Annotated in this window: 19 protein-coding genes; 10 read left to right on the top strand and 9 right to left on the bottom strand. The window is 60.4% G+C overall.

What is annotated here, in order from left to right:
- Nucleotides 1–560 precede the first annotated feature (560 nt).
- The gene (locus ACB037_RS05225) at nucleotides 561–1,511 is read right to left on the bottom strand and encodes a transposase (protein WP_371174988.1); all 951 of its coding nucleotides are present in this window, start codon (nucleotides 1,509–1,511) and stop codon (nucleotides 561–563) included.
- Nucleotides 1,512–1,956: 445 nt separating this feature from the next.
- Here ACB037_RS05225 and ACB037_RS05220 point away from each other — a divergent pair, with 445 nt between their 5' ends.
- Together ACB037_RS05220 and ACB037_RS05215 are read left to right on the top strand one after the other, a co-directional pair.
- Nucleotides 1,957–2,988, top strand: coding sequence for a DUF4917 family protein (locus tag ACB037_RS05220; RefSeq protein ID WP_371174987.1), 1,032 nt, complete (start codon nucleotides 1,957–1,959; stop codon nucleotides 2,986–2,988).
- 127 nt (nucleotides 2,989–3,115) lie between these two features.
- Nucleotides 3,116–3,433 (top strand): hypothetical protein, encoded by a 318-nt coding sequence (locus ACB037_RS05215; protein WP_371174986.1) that lies wholly within the window; start codon nucleotides 3,116–3,118, stop codon nucleotides 3,431–3,433.
- 59 nt (nucleotides 3,434–3,492) lie between these two features.
- Here the strand turns inward: ACB037_RS05215 and ACB037_RS05210 are convergent, their stop codons facing one another.
- The 3 genes from ACB037_RS05210 to ACB037_RS05200 form a co-directional block, all read right to left on the bottom strand.
- Nucleotides 3,493–5,859, bottom strand: a complete 2,367-nt coding sequence (locus ACB037_RS05210) for a YgiQ family radical SAM protein (protein ID WP_371174985.1) — start codon at nucleotides 5,857–5,859, stop codon at nucleotides 3,493–3,495.
- A gap of 196 nt (nucleotides 5,860–6,055) precedes the next feature.
- Nucleotides 6,056–9,208: an efflux RND transporter permease subunit gene (locus ACB037_RS05205; RefSeq protein WP_371174984.1), complete on the bottom strand. Its 3,153-nt coding sequence runs from the start codon at nucleotides 9,206–9,208 to the stop codon at nucleotides 6,056–6,058.
- A complete protein-coding gene (locus ACB037_RS05200; RefSeq protein ID WP_039039307.1) occupies nucleotides 9,208–10,260 on the bottom strand; it encodes an efflux RND transporter periplasmic adaptor subunit in 1,053 nt (350 codons plus the stop codon). The genes ACB037_RS05205 and ACB037_RS05200 overlap by 1 nt, the downstream gene beginning before the upstream one ends.
- Nucleotides 10,261–10,470: 210 nt before the next feature.
- Here ACB037_RS05200 and ACB037_RS05195 point away from each other — a divergent pair, with 210 nt between their 5' ends.
- Both ACB037_RS05195 and rssA read left to right on the top strand, forming a co-directional pair.
- Nucleotides 10,471–12,027 (top strand): sensor domain-containing diguanylate cyclase, encoded by a 1,557-nt coding sequence (locus ACB037_RS05195; protein ID WP_039039306.1) that lies wholly within the window; start codon nucleotides 10,471–10,473, stop codon nucleotides 12,025–12,027.
- A gap of 34 nt (nucleotides 12,028–12,061) precedes the next feature.
- On the top strand, nucleotides 12,062–12,931 hold the full coding sequence (rssA, locus tag ACB037_RS05190; protein WP_029313973.1) for a patatin-like phospholipase RssA: 870 nt from the start codon (nucleotides 12,062–12,064) through the stop codon (nucleotides 12,929–12,931).
- A gap of 65 nt (nucleotides 12,932–12,996) precedes the next feature.
- Here the strand turns inward: rssA and ACB037_RS05185 are convergent, their stop codons facing one another.
- Both ACB037_RS05185 and ACB037_RS05180 read right to left on the bottom strand, forming a co-directional pair.
- Nucleotides 12,997–14,358, bottom strand: a complete 1,362-nt coding sequence (locus tag ACB037_RS05185) for a sodium-dependent transporter (RefSeq protein WP_042882462.1) — start codon at nucleotides 14,356–14,358, stop codon at nucleotides 12,997–12,999.
- A 195-nt stretch (nucleotides 14,359–14,553) separates the two neighbouring features.
- Entirely contained in the window at nucleotides 14,554–14,820 is a 267-nt protein-coding gene (locus ACB037_RS05180; protein WP_371174983.1) for a helix-turn-helix domain-containing protein, read from the bottom strand.
- A gap of 258 nt (nucleotides 14,821–15,078) precedes the next feature.
- On the opposite strand from ACB037_RS05180, the gene ACB037_RS05175 reads away from it, so the two are divergent.
- From ACB037_RS05175 to ACB037_RS05160, 4 genes are all read left to right on the top strand, one after another.
- Nucleotides 15,079–15,666, top strand: coding sequence for a hypothetical protein (locus ACB037_RS05175; RefSeq protein WP_103244459.1), 588 nt, complete (start codon nucleotides 15,079–15,081; stop codon nucleotides 15,664–15,666).
- 305 nt (nucleotides 15,667–15,971) lie between these two features.
- Nucleotides 15,972–16,991 (top strand): porin OmpA, encoded by a 1,020-nt coding sequence (ompA, locus tag ACB037_RS05170; RefSeq protein ID WP_010673501.1) that lies wholly within the window; start codon nucleotides 15,972–15,974, stop codon nucleotides 16,989–16,991.
- A 422-nt stretch (nucleotides 16,992–17,413) separates the two neighbouring features.
- Nucleotides 17,414–18,415 carry a porin OmpA gene (ompA, locus tag ACB037_RS05165; RefSeq protein ID WP_039039303.1) on the top strand — a complete coding sequence of 334 codons (1,002 nt, stop codon included), beginning with the start codon at nucleotides 17,414–17,416 and terminating at the stop codon, nucleotides 18,413–18,415.
- A 219-nt stretch (nucleotides 18,416–18,634) separates the two neighbouring features.
- On the top strand, nucleotides 18,635–19,693 hold the full coding sequence (locus ACB037_RS05160; protein WP_048208140.1) for an OmpA family protein: 1,059 nt from the start codon (nucleotides 18,635–18,637) through the stop codon (nucleotides 19,691–19,693).
- A 74-nt stretch (nucleotides 19,694–19,767) separates the two neighbouring features.
- Here ACB037_RS05160 and ACB037_RS05155 read toward each other — a convergent pair whose 3' ends face one another.
- Nucleotides 19,768–21,462, bottom strand: a complete 1,695-nt coding sequence (locus ACB037_RS05155) for an NAD-dependent malic enzyme (protein ID WP_039039301.1) — start codon at nucleotides 21,460–21,462, stop codon at nucleotides 19,768–19,770.
- Between the two features lie 55 nt (nucleotides 21,463–21,517).
- Complete coding sequence (locus ACB037_RS05150; protein WP_041213342.1) at nucleotides 21,518–22,375, bottom strand: AraC family transcriptional regulator; 858 nt, start codon at nucleotides 22,373–22,375, stop codon at nucleotides 21,518–21,520.
- A 120-nt stretch (nucleotides 22,376–22,495) separates the two neighbouring features.
- On the opposite strand from ACB037_RS05150, the gene ACB037_RS05145 reads away from it, so the two are divergent.
- Nucleotides 22,496–23,875 (top strand): MATE family efflux transporter, encoded by a 1,380-nt coding sequence (locus ACB037_RS05145; protein WP_041213343.1) that lies wholly within the window; start codon nucleotides 22,496–22,498, stop codon nucleotides 23,873–23,875.
- A gap of 151 nt (nucleotides 23,876–24,026) precedes the next feature.
- The gene (locus ACB037_RS05140; protein ID WP_010673495.1) at nucleotides 24,027–24,275 is read left to right on the top strand and encodes a YciN family protein; all 249 of its coding nucleotides are present in this window, start codon (nucleotides 24,027–24,029) and stop codon (nucleotides 24,273–24,275) included.
- Nucleotides 24,276–24,305: 30 nt separating this feature from the next.
- Here the strand turns inward: ACB037_RS05140 and ACB037_RS05135 are convergent, their stop codons facing one another.
- Entirely contained in the window at nucleotides 24,306–25,445 is a 1,140-nt protein-coding gene (locus tag ACB037_RS05135) for a diguanylate cyclase (RefSeq protein WP_219596010.1), read from the bottom strand.
- Nucleotides 25,446–25,508: the final 63 nt, after the last annotated feature.

Genomic DNA, 25,508 nt, shown 5'->3' with positions numbered 1-25,508 from the left:
CCCAAGGGACGTCGTCATCCACCCCCTTCCCCATAGGCCGAGCACGATAAGCTCCGTCATTTGGGACAGCCATCTCTATGTGCGGGAGTCCCCGGTTTGGGGCAGCCATCTTTGTGTGTGGATTGTTCCAATGACTACTTTTTTATTTGGCACAGCCATCTTTGTGTACGGATTGTTCCATTGGAGGAACCATATCACCTAATCAGTTTCACTGATGCAAAAATCACCTGCTCAAGCAACACCCACGGTGTCGCAGCGTGGTGAAAAAGGGCCTGTTGACAAAGGACCGATAGCCCCTCTCCCCAACCCGCCTTATCAACGCCTTATCAGGAGACCGCCTTATCAGGACGACCGCCTTATCAGGACAGCCATCTTTTAGAGAAAGCCCTCATCCAGCGCCCAGCACAGCACAACTCGTCATCCAGCATTTGCGATGGCATTTGTGAAACTCGGGGGATTAAAGAGAATGTCTTGGCATCGATGACGCCAATTCAGATGCGATCACACAGGCGGGGTGCTGGCGCGATACCGGACGTTGCTATGACACAAGTATTCATCACTCAAAGGGATGGTTGATGACACCGTCGCTGGCCACAGTGCCAGGCAAACTGCTGACAATGCTCTTTGTCACCCACCACTCTGATACCCTGGCGCCGAAACAGCGTCACTTGCTTGAGCCAGCGCACCTCGTCCAACCCCAGCCGCACCAGGATGGGGGCAAGAGAAGCCGGGATGTGACCCCGTTTGTCCACTCGGATGGCGCGACCTGTCCAGTCCACCAGCATCAGGTAATCCGCAAAGGCATATGGCAGGCTATCGGGTCGCGCGTCGTGCGCAAATGGCAACAACAACGGCGACAATGGGGCGGCGGACTGCTCGCCATCGAGACGCTGCTTGAGGCTGGTGTAATCGCTCTGCTCAGGCCGGTCGGCAATCGCCGCCCGTATCGGATTGAGATCAACATAGGCCATGCAGGCCAGCAGGGCTGATTCGGTGAGCAGGGCCTGGCTCTTGAAGCGCCCTTCCCAGAAATGGCCCTTGCAACCATCTTCCCGATTGGCCTGCCGAGCCAGGTTTTCGTTGAGCAACCGCACAAACCAGCTGATGGAATGTAACCGCTCCCGCCACTGTCCTATCAGTTGTTGCACCACAGCGAGTTCAGGCTCAATCAGGGATTCCCCCTGATACCAGCGTCGTACCAGCAGCGGCCACTGGAACAGCGCCGCCCAACGCTCGGCCACCTCTCGCTCGCTCCAATTGGCAGCGGTATCCGACTCGACCTTGAGCACCAGGTGATAGTGATTGCTCATCACCGCATAGGCACACACACCGATGGCAAACAGTCGCGACAATTGGCCCAACTTGTCCACTACCCACTGGCGCCGATGCTCGTAACTCTGGCCGGAGTGGGCATCTTCCCCGCACAGAAACGCCCGCCGCACACAGCGACTGACCATATGGTAGTAAGGCGTATCCTGCAAACTGATTTGACGTGAACGGGCAATGGTCATGGCTCACCCCCAGGGCAGTGACACCTCAAGCCAAGTACAGGGCTACGCCGCTGTCAAAAAGGTGGGTGTCCCAGATTTCACCCCAGGGCTACGTCGCTGTCAAAAAGGTGGGTGTCCCAGATTTTGTTGGTGTCCCAGATTTCCCAGATACCCCCAGATTTCACAATTTGCTGATCAAGTTCAAAAAACGATGTGATTCCGATGGTTACATCATTTTAAGGCTCGCTTAGGTAGCTTAGTTTGTCTTACAGTGGCTATCTGGAACCTGTTGAACTGCGATGGGTCACTGCCCTCGCTGGTCAATGGAGCATATTGGAAGCTGTCATCCATGGGCGGTAGCGTGTGCTTTAGTAGAATTACGCCTTGCTCAAAAAGGGGGACCTAGATTTCCATCCCGAATTTTTAGCTCTAAAAGTTTGGTTTCAACATATTTGAGAGATATCAAATGGAAATTAAGAGCTTTGCTGAATGTTTAGCTATCGCTGGAAATGCTAAAAAACACCTAATGTTAGGTAATGGTTTTAGCATATCACTATTCCCTAAAATTTTTAATTATAAAACATTGTCGGAAAACATTGAGTCAGCAAGGATGAAGGATCTATTTAGATCTATCGGCACGTATGACTTCGAATTTGTTATGCGACGCCTTCTCGAGACTCTTGATATAATACAGCATTATGATATAGATGGAGTTATATCTGGCCACATTAGCAATGATATTGAAGAGTTAAAACAAACATTAATTCATGTGATAAGTAAGGCCCACCCACCTAAACCATCAGAAATCACAGATCGACAATATAATAGCTGTCGTGAGTTTCTAATGCATTTCGACGGAGGAAAGATATATACATTCAATTATGATCTCCTTTTGTACTGGGTTTACATGCATTTTTTGGATATACCGAACCAGACATTGAAGTGTGATGACGGTTTTAGACATCCATATCAAGATGAATATCTTCCCCCTGAGGAAAGAGATACATCACTCCATTGGGAGATAGGCATGGAACAAGGGCAGTCTGTTTATTATATACACGGTGCCATGCACATTTTTAGTGATGGTTCAGATATAGAGAAACTATCTTACTCTAGTACTGGTATTCCCCTTGCTGAACAACTCCAAGCTTCTATTGCAAAAGATAAATTCCCAGTTTTCATATCTGAAGGTTCTACAAGCCACAAACTGGCAAGAATAAAAAAGAATGGTTATTTATCTAGAACATTCTCGTCATTAAAAAGCATTACAGGTACTTTATTTATATTTGGTCATTCAATCAGAGATGAAGATAATCATGTTTTTGACTTTATAAACCAGAATAATAACAAACTTACTATTTTCATCGGAGTTTTTGGCGATCTTGAGCAAGATCATAACAAAAAGATATTGAATAAAGTAGAAATGTGGCGCGAGGCATTTCCTAAAAAGAAATTTGAAATTTATGATGCAGCTACTGTAAACGTATGGAATAAATAATTCTTAAAAAGCAAGCTAGGATACACACCATTTCGCTGACCTAAATTAGCATCCTCACCGAAAAAGAAGGTCTATCGCGGTCAAAAAGGTGGGTGTCCCAATTATTATGATTAAATCTGGAGTTGACATGAAAAAAATAGAGAATTTTCAAGGGAAAGCACCAAAGATAAAGGGTGGTGGTCATATTCAATATCATTTATGGATTGATGATTCTGGAGCACTATATGTTCAGATGTTTGAAAATGACATTGACACACCTACCCCTGGTACATTTGACGATTTATTATTCCCAGTTTCACAATATATGAATAGTAGATGCTCAGAAGGTAAAATGTCGGTATCTCAAGGGTATAATATTAGTACTTGTGCATTTCAAAACATCAACAACAACAACACCAGTGCATTTTTAAAAGCTATTCTAAGACACCTACTACCATGTTCATAAAATTAAAAAGGCGACCATCCGGTCGCCTTTTTATTTCTATCGCTTTCCAATCAACCAACTCACCTTGCCGGTCGCTTGGCACCATTCCCTTTGGCTGCAGGCTTGCCGCCCTGAGTAGCGGGTTTGGCCCCCGGCTTGGCAGAGCCAGCGCGGGTCGGGGCTTTACCCTTGTGAGCGGGTTTCCCCTGCCCTACTGGTTTGCCCTGACCTGCGCCTTGAGAAGCTGGCTTGCCATTGCCAGCACCTTTCTGCAACTGAGAACCAGCCGGTTTGCCATTGCCTGCCTTGCCGCCAGCAGCCTTGTTGCCCGCCCCATTGCTGCGCTGATGGGTGATGGCACTGTGGCGGGTCAACGCGGGCTTGAGGCCCTTGCTGCGGCTGCGCTCGGCCTTGGCTTCACCACGGCCTTCCGGCGGCACCAGGCAGTCGGGGCCGTTGCCGATGAGGTGACCCTTGCCCATCTCCAGCAGGGCTTCGCGGATCATCGGCCAGCCGGCCGGATCGTGATAGCGCAGCAGCGCCTTGTGCAGGCGACGGCGACGCTCCCCTTTCACCACGAACACGTCCCCGCCCTGGCGGCTCACCTTGTTGAGCGGGTTTTTCTCGGTGTAATACATGGTGGTGGCGTTGGCGAGCGGCGACGGGTAGAAGTTCTGCACCTGATCGAGCTTGAAGCGGTTTGCTTTAATCCAGAGCGCCATGTTCACCATGTCTTCATCCGTGGTGCCCGGGTGGGCGGAGATGAAGTAGGGGATCAGGTACTGCTGCTTGCCCGCCTCTTTGGAGTACTTGTCGAACAGCTCCTTGAAGCTGTAGTAGCTGCCCATGCCCGGCTTCATCATCTTGGAGAGCGGGCCCTCCTCGGTGTGTTCCGGCGCGATCTTGAGGTAGCCGCCGACGTGGTACTTGGCCAGCTCCTTGATGTAGCGCGGATCTTCCACCGCGATGTCGTAACGCACCCCAGAGGCGATCAGGATCTTCTTGATGCCCTTGAGGTCGCGCGCCTTGCGATAGAGGTTGATGGTCGGGCTGTGGTCGGTGTCCATGTGCGGGCAGATGGTCGGCCAGACGCAGGAGGCACGGCGACAGGTCTGCTCGGCCTTGGGGCTCTTGCAGCGTAAGCGGTACATGTTGGCGGTGGGGCCGCCCAGATCCGAGATGACGCCGGTAAAGCCCGGCACCTTGTCGCGGATCTCTTCGATTTCTTTGAGGATCGACTCTTCCGAGCGGCTCTGGATGATGCGCCCCTCGTGCTCGGTGATGGAGCAGAAGGAGCAGCCGCCAAAGCAGCCGCGCATGATGTTGACCGAGGTCTTGATCATGTCGTAGGCCGGGATCTTCTCGTTGCCATAGGCCGGGTGCGGCACCCGCTGGTACGGCAGGCCGAACACCCCATCCATCTCGTCGGTTTCGAGCGGGAAGGCGGGCGGGTTGACCCAGATGATGCGATCACCGTGGGCCTGGGAGAGGGCGCGGGCGCAGCCCGGGTTGGTCTCATGGTGCAGGATGCGCGACGCATGGGCGTAGAGCACCTTGTCCTCCTTCACCCGCTCGAACGCCGGCAGCTTGACGTAAGTCTGCTCCCACGGCTTCTGCTTGGGCGGCTGCACCAGGATGGGCTTGGCCTCCTGCGCAGCCGGTGCAGTGCCTTCATCATCGCTGCAAGGCGCCCCTTCCATGTAGGGGTTGGGGATGGGATCGATGCGGCCAATCTGGTCGAGCTTGCTCGAATCCACCCCGCGCCAGCCCGGCAGCGGCTCCTTGCGGATGACGGCGGTGCCGCGAATGTCCTGCATGGTGTCGATGGTCTCGCCGCCTGCGATGCGGTGAGCCACCTCCACCAAGGGGCGCTCGGCGTTGCCGTAGATGAGGATGTCGGCCTTGGCGTCGATGAGAATGGAGCGACGGATGGTCTCGGACCAGTAGTCGTAGTGGGCGATACGGCGAAGCGATGCCTCGATGCCACCGATGACCACCGGGACCTCTTTATAGGCCTCCTTGCAACGCTGGGTATAGACCAGGGTGGCACGATCCGGCCGCTTGCCGCCCACATCCCCCGGGGTGTAGGCGTCGTCGTGGCGCAGCTTCTTGTCGGCGGTGTAGCGGTTGATCATGGAGTCCATGTTGCCCGCCGTCACCCCGTAGAAGAGGTTGGGCTTGCCCAGGCGCATGAAGTCATCCTTCGATGACCAGTCTGGCTGGGCGATGATGCCGACCCGAAAACCCTGGGATTCGAGCATGCGGCCAATCACCGCCATGCCGAAGCTCGGATGATCCACGTAGGCGTCGCCTGTCACCAGCACGATGTCGCAGCTGTCCCAGCCAAGCTTGTCCATCTCCGCGCGGGACATGGGCAGGAAGGGCGCCGTGCCGTAGCACTCGGCCCAGTAACGGGGATAGGAGAAGAGGTTGGTAACCGGCTGCATTTTGACCACCTGGAACAATTCGGGTCGCGCATTATACCGGCAGAGCAAGGCGGGGGCGACGGCTTTTTGCCCCTACAGAACGCGAGGGGAAGGGGCGCCTTCGAGAGGGCGCGACAGGTCGGCGTGACAGACTCCGATCTCATCAACAAGCAGGGCGCCCATTGGCGCCCTGCTTGCTGTCATCCGGGTCGGCACGCTAGGCCGCCGGTTTGTCACGCCCCTCGGGGGCCACCGCCCCCGGCACCGTGGAGGGACTGGCCGGGATTGCCGTGGCCAGTATTTCGTCCACCAGTCGGTCCCGCGCTCCCGTCATCCCCGCGCGTCTGGCGATCAGGTGATAGATGGCGGGCACCACCAGCAGGGTCACCAGGGTCGCCAAGGACAAGCCGAAGAAAACCACGGTCCCCACGGCCATCCGGCTCTCGTACCCCGCCCCCATGGAGAGCATCAGGGGCACGGCGCCGATGATGGCGGTGAGCGAGGTCATCAAGATGGGGCGCAAGCGGCGCACCGACCCCTTGATGATCGCCTCCTCGAACCCTTCACCCCGCTGGCGCAGCTGGTTGATGAACTCGACGATGAGGATGCCGTTCTTGGTCACCATGCCGATGAGCATGATCATGCCTATCTGGCTGTAGATGCTGAGCTCCTGCCCCGTGAGCCAGAGGCCGAGCAGGCCGCCGAAGATGCCGAGCGGCACCGTCATCATCACCACCGCCGGGGTCAGCAGGCTCTCGAACTGAGCCACCAGCACCAGATAGACCACCAGCAGGGCCAGGCCGAACACCAGTGCCATCTCCCCCTGGTTGTCGCGATAGTCCTTGGACTCGCCGGCGTAATCCACCGACATGCCGGTGGGCAGGTGATCTGCGGCCCAGCCATCCAGGAAGTCGAGCGCCTCCCCCAGGGTGTGGCCGGGGGCCACGTCCGCGGTGAGGGTGACCGCCTTCTGGCGCTGGTAGTGGTTGAGGCGCTGGGGGCTGGCCACCTGAGTGACGGTCGCCAGGGTGGAGAGGCTCACCATCTCGCCGCTCGCGGCCTTCAAATAGATGCGGCTGATGTCGGAGATGCCGTTGAACTGGGTCTGGTTGGCGCGCAGGTAGACATCATACTCTTCGCCCCTGTCCACATAGGTGGTCTGGCTGACGCCGCCGAGCAGGGCCTGCAGGGAGCTTGCGATGGTGGAGACCGGAATGCCGAGCTGAGTGGCTCGCTCCCGCTCTATGGTCACCTGCAGCTCCGGGGTCTTCTCGGCATAGTCGAGATCCGGGCTCTGCATCAGCCCGCTCCGGGCCGCCGCCTCCTTGAGCGCCAGCCCCTGCTGGTTGAGCTCGCCGTAATCGGAGCCTTGCAGCACGAACTGCACCGCCGCGGTGGAGCCGCCTCTGAACCCCGGCTGGAAGGTGCGGATCATCACGTCGGGGATGCCGGCGAGGCGACCGCTCAGGGAGCGGCCAAACTCGGTGGCCGTTTCGTCCCGCACCGCCCAGTCACTGAGCTGGATGATGGCCATGCCGGTCTGATCGCCACCGCGCCCGAAGGCCGGGGTGCTGAAGCTCATGGCCTGCACCACCCCCTTGCCGAGCAGCGGCAGGATGGCGGCCTCCACCTGCTGCATGTTGCGCTTCATCCGCTCGATGCTGGTGCCCTCCGCCCCTTTCACGAACACATAGAGCACGCCCCTGTCCTCGGTCGGGGTGAGGCTCGCGGGCAGCTTGCCAAAGAGGGCGCCAATGCCGCCAAGGCAGAGCAGCAACACCAGGGGCATCCAGACGGCGCGGCGCAGCACGGCTCCCAACACACGGCGATAACGCTCCTCCACCCAGCCAAGTCCCTTGTCCAGGGTGGCGGTCAGGGCGTTGGGTTTGTCCACGGCACGCATCAGCCAGGAGCCCATGGCCGGGGTCAGGGTGAGCGCCACCAGGGAGGAGAAGAGCACGGCCAAGGAGAGCAGGATGGCGAACTCGGTGAAGAGGCGCCCCACCATGCCGTCCATGAAGGCGATGGGCACGAACACCATCACCAGCACGGCGGTGGTGGCGATGACGGCAAAGCCCACCTCCCGGGTGCCGTGCCAGGCCGCCATCAAGGGGGACTCGCCCCGTTGCAGGTGGTGGTGGATGTTCTCTACCACCACGATGGCGTCATCCACCACCAGGCCAATGGCGAGGATGAGGGCCAGCAAGGTAATGAGGTTGATGGAAAAGCCCAGATACCAGGCACCGATGAAGGCCGAAATCAGGGAGACGGGTACCGTGATGGCGGGGATGAGCGTGGTGCGCCCCTGCCCGAGGAAGAGATAGAGCACGGCGACCACCAGCAGGGCGCAGATGGCGAGTGTCTCGTATACCTCGTCGATGGCCTGCTTGATGAAGATGGTGGAGTCGTAGTCGACCTCAAGGGTTGCCCCCTCCGGCAGGAAGCGCTGCATCTCCACGAGCTTTTTCTCGATGCCCTGGGCCACCGCCAGAGGATTGGCGGTGGACTGGGCGACGATGCCAATCCCCAGGCTCTCGCGGCCGTTGCGCTGATAGGCGCTGTCTTCGTTCTTTGCCCCCACCTCCACATCCGCAATGTCCGCCAGATAGATGCTCTGACCATTGGTGGCGGTTTTCACCGGCAGGGTGCGAAAATCTTCCGCACTGTGATAGAGCCGTGCGATCTGCACCGCCATGGTCATGGTGTTGTTGCGGATCTCGCCGCCCGGCAGCTCGATGTTCTCCCGCTTGAGGGCATCCTGCACGTCGGCCACCGTGATGCCGCGGGCCGCCATGTCGGCGGGGCGCAGCCGCACGTACATCACCTGGGTCAGGTCGCCGGAGAGGGAGACCTCGCTCACCCCGTCCACCAGGCTCAAAGGGTCCACCAGCATGCGATTGGCGTAATCCGTCATGGCGGTACGATCCATCTGGGTGCTGCTGAAGTTGAGCCAGATGGCCACATCCCCGTTGCCGTTGTCCTTGGTCACCATGGGCTCGTCCGCCCCGTCTGGCAGCTTGGGTCTGGCCCGGGAGATGGCGTCACGCACGTCGGAGGTGCCCTCCAGCATGTTCCAGCCGAGCTTGAACTCCACCGTGATGGAGGAGCGCCCCTTGCGGGTCACCGAGTTGATGTTCTTGATGCCGCTGATGCCGGAGAGCTGATCCTCGATGGGCTTGGTGACCTGGCTCTCCATCACCTCGGGGGCCGCCCCCTCATAGGTGGTGGTGATGGAGACGGACGGGGTCTGCACATCCGGCATCTCCCGCACGGTGAGTTTGCTGAAGGCCACCAGGCCGAACACGGTGAGCAGGGCGCTGATGACCACCGCCACCAGGGGACGGCGTACTGAGATATCGGAGAGCCACATCAGCCTTTCACCTCGCCCAGATCACGTACCTGGGCGCCGTCGCGCAGATTGACCAGCCCCTCCACCGCGATGCGATCGCCGACGTTCAACCCCTTGAGCACCCAGACGGCCTCGCCATGGGTGTCGCCAAGCTCCACCGGCACCCGCTTCACCCGTCCGTCCGCCTCCAGGCGATAGACGAAGCGCTGCTCGCCGGCGTACTCCACCGACTGGGCGGGGATCAGGGTCATCTTCTGGGGCGGCAGAGAGAGATCCACGTTCATCAGCATGCCGGGCCGCAGCTGGCCACCGGTGTTGGGCAGGATGACACGGGCCTTGATGTTCTGGGTGTCGCTGGAGATCCGGCTGTCGAGGGTCTCCAGCACGCCGGAAAAGGATTGATCCGGCCAGGCCGAGCTGGTTGCCGTCACCGCCATGCCGGGGCGCAGCAGGGAGAGGTAGCGCTCGGGCACTGCCAGATCGAGCCGCAGTTTTGCCAGCTCGTCCAGATGCAAGAGCACGTCGCCGCTGTTGACCAGGGCTCCTTCGCTGAGATCGATGAGGCTGACGGTGCCGTCGAAGGGGGCGGCCAGGGTGCGCAGGGAGAGCTCGTAACGGGCCGCATCGACCCGGGCCTGGGCCTGGGCAACAGTCGCCTCCTGCCCCTCCAGCTCCGAGGTGGTGACGGCGCCTCGCGCCACCAGCTTGCGCATGTCCCGCAGCTTGCGGGCCTCGTCGCGCACGCTGGCGCTCTGCTCGGCCAGCTCCGCCTGCTGCTTGCCCGCATCCAGGGCGATCAGGGTCTGCCCCTGTTTGACCTGCTGGCCGGAACTCACCGCGATGGTGGCAATGCGGCCGGTCACCTCGGGGCTGATGGCCACGGAGCGATTGGCCGCAAGCTTGCTCACCAGCTTGATGGAGGGCTCGGCCAGACTCTGCCTGACGGTTTCGGCCCTGATATTGATCTCTCTTGGTGCAGGCTTGCTGGCGGGTTCAGCCTGCCGCAGATGCCAGGCGCCCGCCGCCAGCAATAGAAGAAGAGGGAAAAGCCACAGCCACACGCGCGTTTTCATCACAAGATCCATGCAGTCAAAGAGAGAGGAAGAAGAGATAGCTTCATCAAGGATGGCACCATGTTACCCCCTGACTATGCCGTGACTATGTATAAATGTGACAAAACGTAACAGTCCGGTGAGAAGATCATCAAAAACGCATCTTGTCGGCACGCGCGTCAGGGTTCTGCTTTACACTGATGCCGACTCTCGCCATCTTCCGGTACGCCCATGTCCATTCCCTCCCCCGCCTTTGCCAGATACCGATTGCAGTGGCTGCTGCTGGGCCTCGGCCTGCTGCTGTTGCTGCTCGCCCTGCAACATGCGTTTCGCCAGGTTACCGAGATCAACAAGCGTGACACCATCAACGCCGCGACCCAGCTCAGCAGCCAGCACCAGCGGATGGAGACCTTCCTTGAGGCCATGCGCGGCCAGGCGGAGGAGCGCCTGCGCAGCAATCCCCAGTCCGTGCTCTCTCGCCAGCTCTATCAGGCGCTGCAATCCGACGGGGAGCACGGCATCAATCTGGATCGCATCCCCGTCGATCTGCCCCCCGCCCTCATCGGCAACCTGACCGGGCAGGGCCCGCTGCCCCATGACGGCAGCGAGCGGCAAGCCAGAATACATCTCGCCCTCAGCCTCTCCCCCCTGCTCGCCACGGCCAGCAAGCTGCTAGACAGGGACGTGGCCTGGATCTACTTCACCGGTACGGACAATTTCATCTACCTCTATCCCTGGGTGCCATCCAGCCAGTTTCGCTTCGATCCCGTGATTTACAGCAAGGCCTACTGGCAGGAGGCGATGGCCAGGTATCCCCACCTGGAGCACGCCATGCTCTCGCGCCCCTACCAGGATTTTGCCGGACGGGGGCAGATGATCACCCTCTCCCAGCCCATTACCCAGGGCGGCCAGATCATTGGCCTGCTCAGCATCGACATCCAGACCGTCACGCTGGCGCAGACCCTGCACCGCCTCGCCCCCCGGATTGGCACCCTGTTCCTGCTCAACGCCCATCAGCAGATCCTCGCCAGCAGCCAGTCCGGTACCGCGCCGCCCCCCGTCAGGACGGCGCAGTCAGCGGAATATGAGTGGCAACAGGGCGCCTTGCAGCTCGTCTATCCCATCCCGGAGACACCGCTCTCCCTCATCCATCGCATCCCGCTGCTGCCTCTGCTGCAGACGCTGTTGTGGCAATCGGCGACGGCGCTCATCACCATTCTCTGTCTGGTGGTGGCGACCGTCTCCAGCCTGCGTGCCCAGCGCCTCAACCGGCGCCTCAACTACCTGTCACGCCACGATGCCCTGACCGGCGCCTTCAACCGCCACTACTTCGATGCCTTCGAACACCGCCAGGCCCTGGCAGGCCGCCAACGTATCGGCGCCATCATGTTTGACTGCGATCACTTCAAACAGGTCAACGACCGTTTCGGCCACGGGGTGGGCGATCAGGTCCTCATCCGTCTGGTGCAGCTCTGCCAATCCCTGCTGACACGGGAGTGCCACCTGATCCGCTGGGGCGGCGAGGAGTTCCTGCTGCTCGTCGCCGATGAAGCGATCCCTCTGGCCCCTTTGGCCGAGCGGCTTCGCCTGTGCATAGCAGAGCATCCCTGGAGCGCCATCGCGGCCGAGCTGAAGGTGACCGTCAGCCTGGGCCACTGTCGTCAATCACCGGCTATCTCCTTGCAGGAGGTGATCCGCCGCGCCGATATCGCCCTCTATCAGGCCAAGGCCAACGGCCGCAATCGCAGCGAAGCGTGGCGGGATGACGGACAGGAGAAGCCGGAGTAAGCTGGACTCCCACTTCATGTCAGGAGACGCAACTGTGTCACGAAAACCCCGTCTGGGATTGGCCCTGGGTAGCGGTGCGGCCCGAGGATGGGCCCACATCGGCATCATCCGTGCCCTGGAGCGACTGGGCGTCAAGCCGGATCTGGTGGCTGGCTGCTCCATCGGCAGCTTTGTCGGCGCCGCCTATGCCGCTGGTGAACTGGACAAGCTGGAGAGCTGGGTGCGCGGCTTCAGCCGCCTGCAGGTGATGGGACTGCTCGATCCTGCCCTCTCCGGCGGCCTGTTTCGCGGTGACAAGGTATTTGGCATCGCCGCCGGCCATCTGGGGGATCCCGCCATCGAAAGCCTGCCGCTGCCCTTTGCCTGCGTCGCCACCGAACTCGATACCGGTCGCGAGATCTGGTTGCAGGAAGGGCCGCTTCGCCAGTGTGTGCGCGCCTCCTGCGGCATGCCCGGCCTCCTCACCCCGACCCGGGTGGAGGATCGCTGGCTGGTGGACGGGGCCGTGGTCAACCCGGTCCCCATCTCCCTGGCCCGCGCCATGGGAGCCGAGGTGGTGATCGCCGTCAACCTCAACACCGACATGCACCAGCCCTGGACCGACGAACCGGACGAGCCCGTGCAGGGGGGGCTGCTCAGCCAGTGGTTGAACCGGGGCGAGCGCGAACCCAGTACCCCCGGCATGTGGGGGGTGATGACGGGCTCCATCAACATCATGCAGGAGCGCATCACCCGTGCCCGGATGGCCGGGGATCCCCCCGAGATCCAGCTCTGCCCGCGCCTTGGCAACCTCTCCATCATGGATTTCCACCGCGCGAGCGACGCCATCAACGAGGGGGAAGCCTGTGTCGAGCGCAACCTGGAGCAGCTCAAGGAGGAGCTGTCACGACTCTGCCTGATATGAAGGCATATCGGGGTAAAAGACAAAAAGAGCGCCAATAGGCGCTTTTTTGTTTCGGGCGACGCGCCTCAGAACAGCCCCAGCCCCTTGAGCATCACTACCAGGATCAGCAGCGGCGACACATAGCGGATGATGAAAAACAGGGGCCTGAGGATGGGCAGCGCCAGCTTGCCTCCATTGGTCAGCGCCGTCGTCATCCGCTCGAATCCCCATACCCAGCCCACAAAGAGGCAGAGGAAGATGCCGCCAAGGGGCATCAGCACGTTGGAAGAGACGAAGTCGAACAGATCGAAGAAGGTTTTCCCGCCAACCTGCACATCCGCCAGCGTGCTGCTCGAGAGCGCACAGGTCGAGCCGACCGCCCCCAGCACCAGCAGGTTGATCAGGGTCGCCCTTGTGCGGCTCATGTGAAAGCGCTCGGAGAGCACCGAGACCGGCACCTCCAGGATGGAGAGCATGGCCCCGGTGGCTGCGATGGCGGAGAGCACGAAGAAGAGCACCATGAAGAGGTGTCCAAACGGGATGCTGGCAAAGACCGCGGGTATGGTGATGAACAGCAGGGAGGGGCCTGCGCTCGGCTCGAAGCCAAAGGCAAAGACCGCCGGGAAGATGGCGATCCCCGCCAGCATGGAGACGAAGAGATCCGCGCACATCACCCGTACCGTGGTGAGAGGGATGTGCTGATCGTCCCGAAAGTAGCTGCCATAGGTCATCATGCAGCCCATCCCGATGGAGAGCTTGAAGAACGCCAGCCCCATGGCCGTCAGCACGACGCCTGCGGTCACCTTGGAGAAATCCGGCGAGAACAGGAAATGCAGTCCTTCGCTCGCTCCGGGCAGAGTCAGGCTGCGCACGCCTATCACCAGCAGCAGGATGAAGAGCAGTGGCATCAACCGCTTGGTGACCGCTTCGATCCCCCTGGAGACCCCCATCAGCAAGATCCCCCCCATCAGGGCCAGCACCAGCCACTGCCAGAGCAGACTCTGCAAGGGATCCGTTATAAGCGAATTGAAGGCAGCACCCGTGACGGCGGGATCGGTGGAGAGGATCTCGCCGCTGGCAGCCTTGAAGATGTAGGCAAACACCCAGGCCGCCACCTCGGAGTAGAACGACATGATGAGGAAGGCCGCGCTCACCCCCATGGCGGCGATCAGCCACCAGGGTTGCCCCTTTGGAGCCAGCTTGATGAGCCCGCTGACCGCATCCGTCCTGGCCTCGCGCCCCAGCATGATCTCGGAGATCATCACCGGCAATCCCACCAGCAGGGTGGCGATGACATAGACCAGCAGAAAACCGGCGCCACCGTTCTCACCGGTCAGATAGGGAAACTTCCAGATATTGCCGAGCCCGACGGCAGACCCCAGGGTCGCGGCCAGCACGCCAAAGGTGCTGGTAAACCCATCTCTGGCTTTGGTAATGGATTGGCTCATCGTTGTCTCGCTGTGTGGATCACCGCCTGAATTAAAAGGGTCGGAGTGTTCCGTGGATTAATCCAGCCCGACAAGATGATTTAGTGAAAATCGCCGTTGACCGCACACAACGCATTATTTAATTAAATAATCATCCATTTTGACAAATAAAAAATGCCGCCTCGAGGGCGGCATTTTTATCAAGGTTGAACTGAATCAAGTCTTGGCAATATCGTCCGGACCGATCTGGCCGATTTCGGCGACTTTCTTGTCAGCCAGCAGCCAGAGGGTGAACTTGTGCAGATCGGGGTGGTGGGCCAGGGCAACCAGGAAGGCGCCTCCGACTTCACGGTAACCCAGTTCATAGTTCTTCAGGGTGGTTGGGGGGACGCCCAGCAGATCGGCAAACTTGGGACGGCTCAGGCCTACCGCTTCGCGGATCTGACGGATCTTCTTGCCAACAGTTACGATATTTGAATTCATGTGTTCCATACTCCGTTCGGCGGATTGACTCCACCTTTATTTTTCGCGACGACTCGTAGTCAAGTGTATCAGTTTTGAACGGACTCGTTATGGTCGAGCCTCTATCTATAATCAGCGTCTTTCGACGACAACCCTTCACAAACCTCGGGGATGGTAATCGCTGCGTCGCCTCAGGTAAACAGTCTCGAAAAGAAACCTTTCTTGTTGCCCGGCCATCCCTCGTATAATTCGCCGGTTATTTTCAAGAGAGTCATCAACATGGCATTTCCCGGCATCATTTCCCGTCTTCATTCCGACCCGGACTCCCTCCCCCGTCAGCTCGCCCAGGGTCTGCAGACCCGGGCCGAAGCGTTCTGGTTGCCCATGGCCATGCAGGGGGACGCCACCACCGTGCTGGCGGCCCTCCCGGACAGCTGCAGCCTCTATCTTGAAGGCCAGGCGACGCTTCCCCTGCGCAGCCACGACGGCGTCGTGGCAGAAAACGGCACCCTGGCACTGGGCAATGGTCATACGATGACGCTGGCCAGGGAGAAAGGCGATGGCGGCATCGTGCCGGAAGAAAGCCTCGCCGAGATGGCCCAATGGCTGGAAGCGGGTCATCGGCACTTCATCTGCTCCACCGCCGTCCAGCCCGTGGCGCGGGCCATCCTCAACATCTGGCCTCTCGATCCCTACCTCGCCCGTCACTTCTTGCTCAGTTTCACACCCTTGCTGTGCGAAGCAACTGAGGCGGACTATCTTGCTGTCCTCTCGGTCAGGGCGGGTGACGCCACCCCGCGGCACGCTTGGGCTGAGGCTTATATGAAGCTTGAGAAGAAACTGCATCGCGCCTACTTGGATCACTAATAAATCCCAAGAAACAGCCAGTTATCCCTACGACACAATTTGCCCCATCCCTTATCTGTGAGCTTGATCATGTTTTGAAATGGGCATAAAGTGCGCCACGTCATCGGAATGACGTCGGCTGTTCGTGGCGGAGTATGCATTGTCGACAGTGCAACCCGCGCACTTGTGCACCCAGATATGTGCCTCCTGGATGGATCTAGGATCCCTGTTCGCACCAACGTCGTTGGTCGACAGAGCCAGCAGCTTACATAAATTACAAAGTGCGAAGCACGTGAACAACGTGCCATCTCAACGAGGATTATTTTATGATGAAAATGGCTCCTTCCCTGATCGCCATCGCTATGGCCACCATGGGTGCAACTGCAGCTCACGCCGCTGACGACATCTACTTCGGCGCCGGTGTTGGTGCAACTCACTTCAACGGTCTGAACAAGATCGAAGGCGTGAACGTTGGCGAAGAAGATGCGGCTGCTGCCAATGCCTTCGTTGGTTACAACTTCAACGAATACTTCGGTTCCGAGCTGGGCTACCAGTACACCGGCCGTGGCAACACCGACGGCAACCGTTACGAGAGCCAGGGTGCCACCCTGTCCGGTATCGCTCGTCTGCCGCTGGGCAACGATTTCTCCCTGTTCGGTGAAGCTGGCGCCTACTGGGGCCACACCGACGGTCTGGGCACCAGCGATACCAAAGTATCCCCGCTGGCCGGTGCCGGTGTGACCTACAAGGTCAACGACGCGCTGGATCTGCAAGCTCGCTACCGCTACATGTGGGACGTGGCTGACCTGCACGCCGACAACGTACGCTACAAGTCCAACCAGAGCGTTGCGACCCTGGAAGCCGTTTACCACCCGTTCCGTACTTCCTACGTAGCGCCTGCTCCGGCCCCGGTTGTTGAAGAAGCACCGGCCCCGGCTCCGCAAATCGTTGAGAAGAACTTCGCCCTGAACTCCGACGTGCTGTTCGCCTTTGGCAAAGACAGCCTGAAGGCCGAAGGTGTGCAAGCCCTGAACGCTCTGTACCAGCAAATCGTTGAGTTCCAGCCGAAAGACGGCAACGCCGTTGTTGTTGGTTACACCGACCGTATCGGTTCCGACGCTTACAACCAGAAGCTGTCTGAAGCTCGTGCCCGCACCGTTGCCAACTTCCTGGTCAGCAAGGGTATGGCTGCCAGCAAGGTTGCCATCGAAGGTCGCGGCGAAGCCAACCCGGTCACCGGCACCAAGTGTGACGGCGTCAAGGCCAAGGCTCAGCTGATCTCCTGCCTGGCTCCGGACCGTCGCGTAGAAGTTCGCGTATCCGGCGTACAAGAAGTTCAAAAGTAATCTGACTTCGCTCAGGTAACGTAAAAAAGGGGATGCCACGGCATCCCCTTTTGCTGTCTCTCTCCTCCCCACAGCGACACTCTCTGTCTCACCTTTTCTCCCCTTTTCTCCCCTTTGCTCCCCTATTGCGGCCCCGCGACACCGGTGTCGGCGCTGCATATCTGTGCAGAAACTTGATCACGCTGATTCAAAAGAATACAGTAGCAACGCTTGTAAGACATTGGATGAACTATTAAAAGTGCTCAGTGCCCGGTTAGTTGTCCATGGAGAAACAGCTTCATGAGAATCCAGGTTTCCATCCATTTTTTATTCAAGCCGTCCGTGATCCGCTCACGGTGTCGCACATGAAGTGTCATCTGCGACCGGTATAACAAAGAGTGCGCAGTACGCCCATAGCACGGCAACTCAACGAGGATAAAACGATGAAAATGAAAATGGCACCAACCCTGATTGCTCTGGCCATTGCAGCCATGGGAACCACCACCGCTCAGGCGGCCGACGACTGGTACACGGGTATGGGTGCAGGTTGGGCCTATGGCCACGACCTGGATACCTTCGGCCAGGATGCTGACAAGGACGCCACCGCGCTCTCCCTGTTCGGCGGTTACAACTTCACCGAGAACTTTGCCGCCGAGCTCGGCTATCTCTATGCCGGCAAGGCCGGCGTCGATGGCGTCGACTTCAAGACCCAGGGTGCCACCCTGTCCGGTATCGCACGCCTGCCCATGAATGACATCTTCTCCGTCTTCGCCGAAGGGGGAGCCTACTTCAACCACGTCAACGGCAATGGCCAGAGCGACAACGGCACCTCGCCGCTGGCGGGTCTGGGTCTGACTGCCAAGCTCTCCGACCTTATCGACCTGCAGGCCCGCTACCGCTACATGTGGGATCTGGGTGACGATCAGAAAACCTGGAAAACCGACATGAGCGTCGCCACCCTGGAACTGGTGATGCACCCGAACCGCACCACCTATGTGGCACCGGCCCCGGCACCGGCTCCCGAGCCGGTTCCCGAGCCCGTAATGGTCGACAAGAACTTCTCCCTGAGCTCGGACGTGCTGTTTGCCTTCGGCAAATCCACCCTGAAGCCGGAAGGGGCTGCTGCGCTCAACACCCTGTATCAGCAGATCGTCGACGTCCAGCCGAAAGATGGCAGCGCCGTGGTGGTGGGTTACACCGACCGCATCGGCTCCGATGCCTACAACCTGAAGCTGTCTGAAGCCCGTGCCCGCACCGTGGCCGACTTCCTGGTTGGCAAGGGTCTGCCGGCTGGCAAGGTATCCATCGAAGGTCGTGGTGAAGCCAACCCGGTCACCGGTACCCAGTGTGACGGCATCAAGGCCAAGGCTCAGCTGATCGCATGCCTGGCACCGGATCGCCGCGTCGAAGTGCGCGTCACCGGCGTACAGGAAGTGCAGCAATAAGAGGTTGACCACCTGTTGCAAAAAGGGGCCATTCAGGCCCCTTTTTTAATGCCCGGACGGCACCGACAGCGCGGGCAGCCCACCTGCCTGCCCCACCGATTCTCCATACAGATGCGTCACTTAAATGGTTAAAGCGCTCACATCGCCTATACATAATGTTGGCTATACATAGCAAAGGGCTGGGAGCCCTATAACACCCAACATCGACGAGGATACGCGATGAACATAAGACTGAAACCTGTGTGGATTGCATTGGCATTGGCGACGAGTGCCGCCCAGGCGGCACCTGTTCACGACTGGTATGTGGGGGCTGGGGGTGGCTGGGCCTTTGCCCATGACATCGATGATTTCAGCCAGGACGTCGGCAAGGACGCAACCGCCATCAACGCCTTTGTCGGCTACAACTACAACGAGAATCTGGGGGCAGAGCTCGGCTACCTCTCCACCGGTGACTGGGATATTGCCGGCCAGGACTTCAACAGCAAAGGGGCCACCCTGTCGGTCATTGGCCGTTTGCCGCTGGGGGACATCTTCTCTGTCTTTGCCGAAGGGGGCGGTTATCTCTATCACGTCGACTCCGTCAACGGGGGAGATGACAATCTGGCTCCCCTGGCGGGTCTGGGACTGACCGCCAGACTGAGCGACTGGGTAGACATCCAGACCCGCTACCGCTACATGGTGCGAGTCGGGGACGATCCTGACAACGACAAGGTGGGCAGCGGTACCAAACGCTGGGTCAGCGACATCAGTACCGCCACCATCGAGCTGGTGCTTCACCCCAATCGCACCGTCGCCGCAGTGCCGGTGGCCGCGCCTCTGGTCGTGGCACCGCCGCCCCCGGCTCCCGAGCCGGTGGATCAGACCTTCAACCTGAGTTCGGATGTGCTGTTTGCCTTTGGCAAGGCGGAGCTCAAACCGGAGGGGATGCAGGCACTCGACGCCCTCTACCAGCAGATCGTCGACGTCAAACCCAAGGATGGCAACGCCATGGTGATGGGCTACACCGACCGCATCGGCTCGGATGCCAACAACCAGGCACTGTCGGAGGCCCGTGCAAGCACGGTCGCCAACTTCCTGATTGGCAAGGGGCTGCCCGCAGACAAGGTGAGCATTCAGGGCAACGGCGAGAGCAACCCGGTCACCGGCACCCAGTGTGATGCCATCAAGGCCAGGGCTGCCCTCATCGACTGCCTGGCCCCGGATCGCCGGGTCGAAATCCGGGTCACCGGTGTCAGCAATCCCGCCGAGCCCGCCCCCGCCGAGCAACCGGCACAATAACCTCCTCTTCCTTCACAGCCGTGCACAAAAAAGGGATGCCGAGGCATCCCTTCTGCATGTCTGTCCCCTTGGGATCAGAAGGAAGTACGACGATAGCGGCGGTACTCGGGGCGCCAGAAGTTCGCCTCGATGGCCTGATCGATCACATCATCGGGGGTCTGCACCGCCTTGCCCTGCAACATGGCGGTCTTGGCCACCATCTTGGCGATGTAGCGGGAGACCTGATGGATGTCCGCCAGATCCGGCAGCAAGGAGCCCTCTTCCCCCTTCACCAGGGGTGAACAATCCGCCAGGGCACGGCTGGCCGACATCAGCATGGCATCGGTCACCCGGTTGGCACCGGAGGCGATCACCCCAAGGCCGATACCCGGGAAGATGAAGGAGTTGTTGCACTGGGCGATGACGTAGCGCTTGCCCTTGTACTCCACCGGTGCGAACGGGCTGCCGGTGGCGACCAGCACCTGGCCGTCGGTCCAGCGAATGAGATCCGCCGGGGTGGCTTCCACCCGGGAAGTGGGGTTGGAGAGCGGGAAGATGATGGGACGGGCACAGTGCTTGTGCATGGTCTTGACCACCTCTTCGGTGAAGAGGCCCGGCTGGCCGGAGACCCCGATCAGGATGTCCGGGCGACCGTGCTCCATCACCTCCAGCAGGGAGATGTTGTCCCCCACCGGCCACTCCTTGATCCGTTCGACCGGCTGGGAGAGCTTGCGCTGGAAGTCGAGCTGGTTGGGGATCTTGTCGGTGATGAGACCGAATCGATCCACCATGAAGACCCGGCCCCGCGCCTCGGCGTCGGTCAGCCCTTCGGCCTTCATCTGCGCCACGATCTGCTCGGCGATGCCGCACCCGGCACTGCCCGCCCCGAGGAAGGCGACCCGCTTCTCGGAGAGCTTGGCACCGGAGGCCTTGCAGGCGGCGATGAGGCTGCCCAGGGTCACCGCGGCGGTCCCCTGAATGTCATCGTTGAAGCAGCACAGCTCATCCTTGTAGCGGTTGAGCAGCGGGGTGGCATTGCCCTGGGCGAAATCCTCGAACTGCAGCAGGATATCCGGCCAGCGGCGCTTGACCGCCTGGATGAAGGCATCGACGAACTCGTCGTACTCTTCGCCGGAGATGCGCGGATGGCGCCACCCCATGTAGAAGGGGTCGTTCAGCAACTGCTGGTTGTTGGTGCCCACGTCCAGCACCACCGGCAGGCAGTAGGCCGGGGAGATGCCGCCACAGGCGGTGTAGAGGGAGAGCTTGCCGATGGGAATGCCCATGCCGCCGATGCCCTGATCCCCGAGGCCCAGGATGCGTTCGCCATCGGTGACCACGATCACCTTGACGTTCTGCTTGGTGGCGTTTTGCAGCATGTCATCGATCCTGTCCTTGTCCGGATAGGAGATGAAGAGGCCGCGGGCACGACGATAGATGTTGGAGAACTCCTCGCACGCCTTGCCGACCGTCGGGGTGTAGATGACCGGCAGCATTTCGGTGAGGTGATTGTTCAGCAGGCGGTAGAAGAGCGTTTCGTTGGTATCCTGGATGTTGCGCAAATAGATGTGCTTGTCCATGTCGTTGCCAAACGCCATGAACTGGCGATAGGCACGCTCTGCCTGCTCTTCGATGGTTTCGATGTTCTGGGGCAGCAGACCTTCCAGGTTGAAGCTGCTGCGTTCTTCGCTGGTGAAGGCGCTGCCCTTGTTGAGCAACGGCGTCTCCAGCAGGGCTGGACCTGCGTAGGGAATGTAGAGGGGACGTTTCTGATTATTATCTTCAAACATGGATCTGTACCTTGACTGTGTGGCCCGTCGATCCTATGGGCTTGAGCCAACAATTTCAAAGGGTTTGCACCTCCCTTGCGAAAGGTTTGCGACCCAGTCGACGAAAGGCCCCCGGAGTCTGACCCGTCAGACGTCGAAAACGGTTGGCAAAGTTGGCGCCGTCGCTGTATCCGACCCGGGCCGCCAGCTCGGCCAGCGGCCAGTTGGTGTAGAGCAGCAACTGGCGCGCCTTGTTCATGCGAAGTCCGGTGAGCCAGGCCATGGGGCCCATGCCGAACACCTGCTGGCAGAGCCGGTGCAGATGGGGCACCGAGCAGGCCATCTGGTCGGCCAGCAGGGCCACGCTCCAGGGCTCGTCCAGACGCGCCTCCACCCGCCGAAACAGCGCCTGTAGCCGCAACTCCGGCGTGCCGCGCACCTCCCCCTGCAGGGTCCGCTCCAAGAGCGCCAGCAGCAGGCTCAGCAGCTGGGGCTGGAGTGGCGAACGTATTCCCTCCCCCTGCATCAGGCTGAGCAGATGGTAGAGCTGCTCCCCCTCCTCCCCCTGCCAGATGCGATGGCCAAGCCGGTGCAGATGCTGCCAGCGCGGCACGTCGTCCAGCAGGATCCAGCTGGTATGCCAGGCTTCCCCCACCAGCCTGAGGCCCCCCGGCACGGCGGCCGGGAGAAAGACCAGGGCTCCCGCCGGGATGGGCTGCTCCCCGCCATCGGTGAGCAGGGCGCCCCCCTCGTCATGGCTCACCATCAGGATGTGAAACTCCGGTCGGTTGCGGCGGATAAGGTAGTGCTCCCGTATCGTCGAGAGGCCGGTCAGGAAGACGCCAGCCTCCCCAAGCAGGGGCAGCCCTTCGCGTCCCAGCATCCGCTCTTCGCAGGCCGGGGCAATTTCCAGACACTCGCTGATAAATGGCATAGCACCTCAACAGGATAGTTTTGCACAAGAAAGCCGAGAGAGGCTCACAGTGAAGCCTCCCGATATCACCCCTATCATACCCACGACAAACCCTGATTTTTACCAACCCGGTTAACATAAATGAATTATTGGCAAGCGATTTTAAAACAAACCACCGATCGCGAGTTCATGACGCGACTGTGGCGACTGGCCCTGCCGGTTTCGCTGCAATCCATGATGTTCTCCCTGCTCGGCCTCATCGACATCATGATGGTGAGCCAGCTCGGCACCACGGCTGTGGCGGCGGTCGGCTTGGGCAACCGGGTCTTCTTCTTCAATCTGCTGGTGATAGCGGGGCTCTCGGGCGGGGTCTCGGTGTTGGCGGCACAATATTTCGGCCGTGGCGAGATGGCCGGGGTACGCCGCTCCCTGGCCCTGGCCCTGGTGGGCGCCCTGGCGGTGAGCCTGCCCTTTGCCCTCGTCTATGTGCTCTCACCGGGCAGCGTGCTCGGGTTTGCCAGCCAGGAGCCCGCGCTGCGCGAGCTGGCCGACGAGTTCCTGATGATCACCGGCGCCACCATCCTCTGCACCGCCGTGGTGGTGCCCCTGGAGTCGGCCCTGCGCTCGGTGGGCAATGCCGCGGCGCCGACCCGCATCGGCATCATCGCCATCATCGCCAACGTCATCCTCAACTATGCCCTCATCTTCGGCCATTTCGGCGCCGAGGCCATGGGAGTAGCCGGTTCCGCCTGGGGCACCACCCTTTCGCGCCTGCTGCAGACCGCGCTGCTGCTTGCCTATGTGTGGCGTGCCGAGCCCCGTCTCATCCCGCGCAAGCAAGACTGGCTCGCCGCCTTCAGGCGCAAGGAGGTGGTGCGCTTCACCCTGATCGCCCTGCCGCTGTTGCTGCACGACGGGCTCTGGGCCTTCGGCATGCTACTCTACGGCTTCCTCTACGCGCACCTCGGCACCGACGCCCTGGCCATCATGACCACCCTCGGCACGCTGGAGAGCATCCTCATCTCCCTCTTCTTCGGGCTGGCGGTGGCCTGCTCCACCCTGCTCGGTCACCGGCTCGGGGCAGAGGAGTATGACGAGGCCTGGCAGCACTCCCAGCTCTTCCTGCTGCTGGCCCCCGTCGGCGCCCTGCTGGTGGGGACCGCCGTCTGGCTGATGCAGGGCAGCCTGCTGCAATGGGTCGGCAACCTGCCGGGCGAGCTGATGACTGAGGCCGGCCAGGTGCTCGCCATCATGTGCCTCGGCATGCTGCTCAAGGTGTTCAACATGGTGGGGATCGTCGGGGTGCTGCGCTCGGGGGGGGACGTCAACTACAGCATCTTCATCGACATCGTCGGCATGTGGTGCATCGGCCTGCCGCTGGCCTGGGTGGCGGTCAGCCTGCTGGGCTGGCCCCTCTCCTGGGTGGTGGCGGTGGTCCTGCTGGAAGAGCTCTCCAAGGTGCTGCTGGTGCAGCGCCGCATTCGCCAGCGGCGCTGGCTGCGCAATCTGGTGCTGGGATAAGGGAAGAGCGCAAAGCGGGAAAATGCGGGGTCATATCAATGACAGAAAATCCCGCTTTGCAGTATGCTGGCCCCCTCTTCAATCAGAGGCGGGGTGCGCCGGCCATGCCGACCCTTGTGCCCCTGCCCAGTAGTCGTTTAAGGAGACGAGCATGCAACCACAAAAAGAGCGGATCACCGAGACTGCCCTGCTGGAGATGGCCAACAAGATCATTCGTGAACACGAGGACTTCATCCACGGCATGCGCGCCGACTCGGTGGAGCAGAAGGGGGACATTCTGGTGTTCAAGGGGGAGTTCTTCCTGGCTGAGGACGGCACCCCGACCGGCAAGACCATGGCGGTGTTCAACATGTTCAAGCTGCTGGCCCAGCAGCTCTCCGGCAAATACACCCTGGCCTGACGCCAGCCCCGTCATCACCGGATGCCGCCCTCAGGCGGCATCCGTTTTTGTGCGCCCTGTATCGCCCGCGGCTTTCCCTGCCTCGGCCACCACGCAGTTGCGACCCGCCATCTTGGCCATGTAGAGGCACTCGTCCGCCCGGTTGAGCAGCTCCTCCACCCCCTCGCCACGCTGGGCCAGGGTCAGACCGATGCTCACCGTCACCTCCAGCAGCTCGTCGGAGGTGGGGCTTTTCACCAACCGCGCCTCCACCGCGACCCGCAGCCGCTCCGCCACCCGCTTGGCCTGTGCCAGATCCGTGCAACCGGGCAACAGGATGGCAAACTCCTCCCCGCCGTAACGCCCGAGCACCATGCCGGGCTCCAGCTGCTCCGACAGGGTGGCCGCCACCTCCTTGAGCACCGCATCCCCCGCCAGATGGCCGAAGGTGTCGTTGATGCGCTTGAAGCGGTCCAGATCCAGCAGCAGCACCGCGAAGGGAGCCTGTTTGCGGATCATGGCGGCCCTCGCCTTCTCGAGCTGCTTCATCAGCAGGCGGCGGTTCATCATGCCGGTCAGCTCGTCCGTGGTGGATTCCCGATAGAGTTGCAGCAGCATGTTGAGCTGGCCGCACTGCACCCAGGCGCTGGCGATGGCAAAGAGCCCCAGCAGCCAGACCTGGTTGAGGGTCTGCACGCTCCAAAGAGGCTGGCCCACCAGCAACCAGTTGCCCGCCAGCATGGTGGCCAGGATCCCCCCCGCCAGTTGCAGGCTGAGGGAGAGGGGAATGGGGAAGATGGCGAACAGGCTGATGAGCAGATAGGGGAAGGCCATGTAGCCCGCCTGCATCTCCTGATCCGCGCCGAAGCTGTGCAGGCAGATGAGGGAGAAGAGCATCATCACCGCCATCAGGTAGCCCAGCGCCAGCTTCATGCGCTCGCGCTTGAAGTGGATGAGATAGGAGAGGGGGATGAGGGGCGAGAGGGCCAGCAGGCAGAAGATCCTGACCTGGAACAGCGCCTCGAACTGGATGGCTGGCAGGGTCAGCCAGTCCACCAGGGCCCAGCTCGGGAGCCCCGCCATCAGCAGACAGGTGAGCAGCCGCAGCCGCACCGTCATGAAGCCCATCCGGGTCAGGGTAAAATCTTCGGAGTGGGCGCGGGCACTCCAGAACTCCGACAGCTTCAGCATCCAGAGTCTCCATCTTCGAACCGAGGGCTCATTCTACACCGTCCCCATCCTGATGCATCAGCC

It is taken from the genome of Aeromonas sp. S19(2024), assembly GCF_041402625.1.
Classification (GTDB): Bacteria; Pseudomonadota; Gammaproteobacteria; order Enterobacterales; family Aeromonadaceae; genus Aeromonas; species Aeromonas caviae.
The sequence above is the reverse complement of the archived record's forward strand: the minus strand, read 5'-3'. Positions and strand labels throughout refer to the sequence as shown.

What these genes read in the sequence shown, in the direction of transcription:
- ACB037_RS05210 (WP_371174985.1), bottom strand. Translation starts at nt 5,859, where the DNA reads ATGCAGCCGGTTACCAACCTCTTCTCCTATCCCCGTTACTGGGCCGAG.
- ACB037_RS05180 (WP_371174983.1), bottom strand. Translation starts at nt 14,820, where the DNA reads ATGAATTCAAATATCGTAACTGTTGGCAAGAAGATCCGTCAGATCCGC.
- ACB037_RS05215 (WP_371174986.1), top strand. Translation starts at nt 3,116, where the DNA reads ATGAAAAAAATAGAGAATTTTCAAGGGAAAGCACCAAAGATAAAGGGT.
- ompA (WP_039039303.1), top strand. Translation starts at nt 17,414, where the DNA reads ATGAAAATGAAAATGGCACCAACCCTGATTGCTCTGGCCATTGCAGCC.
- ACB037_RS05155 (WP_039039301.1), bottom strand. Translation starts at nt 21,462, where the DNA reads ATGTTTGAAGATAATAATCAGAAACGTCCCCTCTACATTCCCTACGCA.
- ACB037_RS05135 (WP_219596010.1), bottom strand. Translation starts at nt 25,445, where the DNA reads ATGCTGAAGCTGTCGGAGTTCTGGAGTGCCCGCGCCCACTCCGAAGAT.
- ACB037_RS05145 (WP_041213343.1), top strand. Translation starts at nt 22,496, where the DNA reads ATGAATTATTGGCAAGCGATTTTAAAACAAACCACCGATCGCGAGTTC.
- ACB037_RS05220 (WP_371174987.1), top strand. Translation starts at nt 1,957, where the DNA reads ATGGAAATTAAGAGCTTTGCTGAATGTTTAGCTATCGCTGGAAATGCT.
- ACB037_RS05160 (WP_048208140.1), top strand. Translation starts at nt 18,635, where the DNA reads ATGAACATAAGACTGAAACCTGTGTGGATTGCATTGGCATTGGCGACG.
- ACB037_RS05185 (WP_042882462.1), bottom strand. Translation starts at nt 14,358, where the DNA reads ATGAGCCAATCCATTACCAAAGCCAGAGATGGGTTTACCAGCACCTTT.
- ACB037_RS05225 (WP_371174988.1), bottom strand. Translation starts at nt 1,511, where the DNA reads ATGACCATTGCCCGTTCACGTCAAATCAGTTTGCAGGATACGCCTTAC.
- ACB037_RS05140 (WP_010673495.1), top strand. Translation starts at nt 24,027, where the DNA reads ATGCAACCACAAAAAGAGCGGATCACCGAGACTGCCCTGCTGGAGATG.
- ACB037_RS05205 (WP_371174984.1), bottom strand. Translation starts at nt 9,208, where the DNA reads ATGTGGCTCTCCGATATCTCAGTACGCCGTCCCCTGGTGGCGGTGGTC.
- ACB037_RS05200 (WP_039039307.1), bottom strand. Translation starts at nt 10,260, where the DNA reads ATGAAAACGCGCGTGTGGCTGTGGCTTTTCCCTCTTCTTCTATTGCTG.
- ACB037_RS05195 (WP_039039306.1), top strand. Translation starts at nt 10,471, where the DNA reads ATGTCCATTCCCTCCCCCGCCTTTGCCAGATACCGATTGCAGTGGCTG.
- ACB037_RS05175 (WP_103244459.1), top strand. Translation starts at nt 15,079, where the DNA reads ATGGCATTTCCCGGCATCATTTCCCGTCTTCATTCCGACCCGGACTCC.
- ACB037_RS05150 (WP_041213342.1), bottom strand. Translation starts at nt 22,375, where the DNA reads ATGCCATTTATCAGCGAGTGTCTGGAAATTGCCCCGGCCTGCGAAGAG.
- ompA (WP_010673501.1), top strand. Translation starts at nt 15,972, where the DNA reads ATGATGAAAATGGCTCCTTCCCTGATCGCCATCGCTATGGCCACCATG.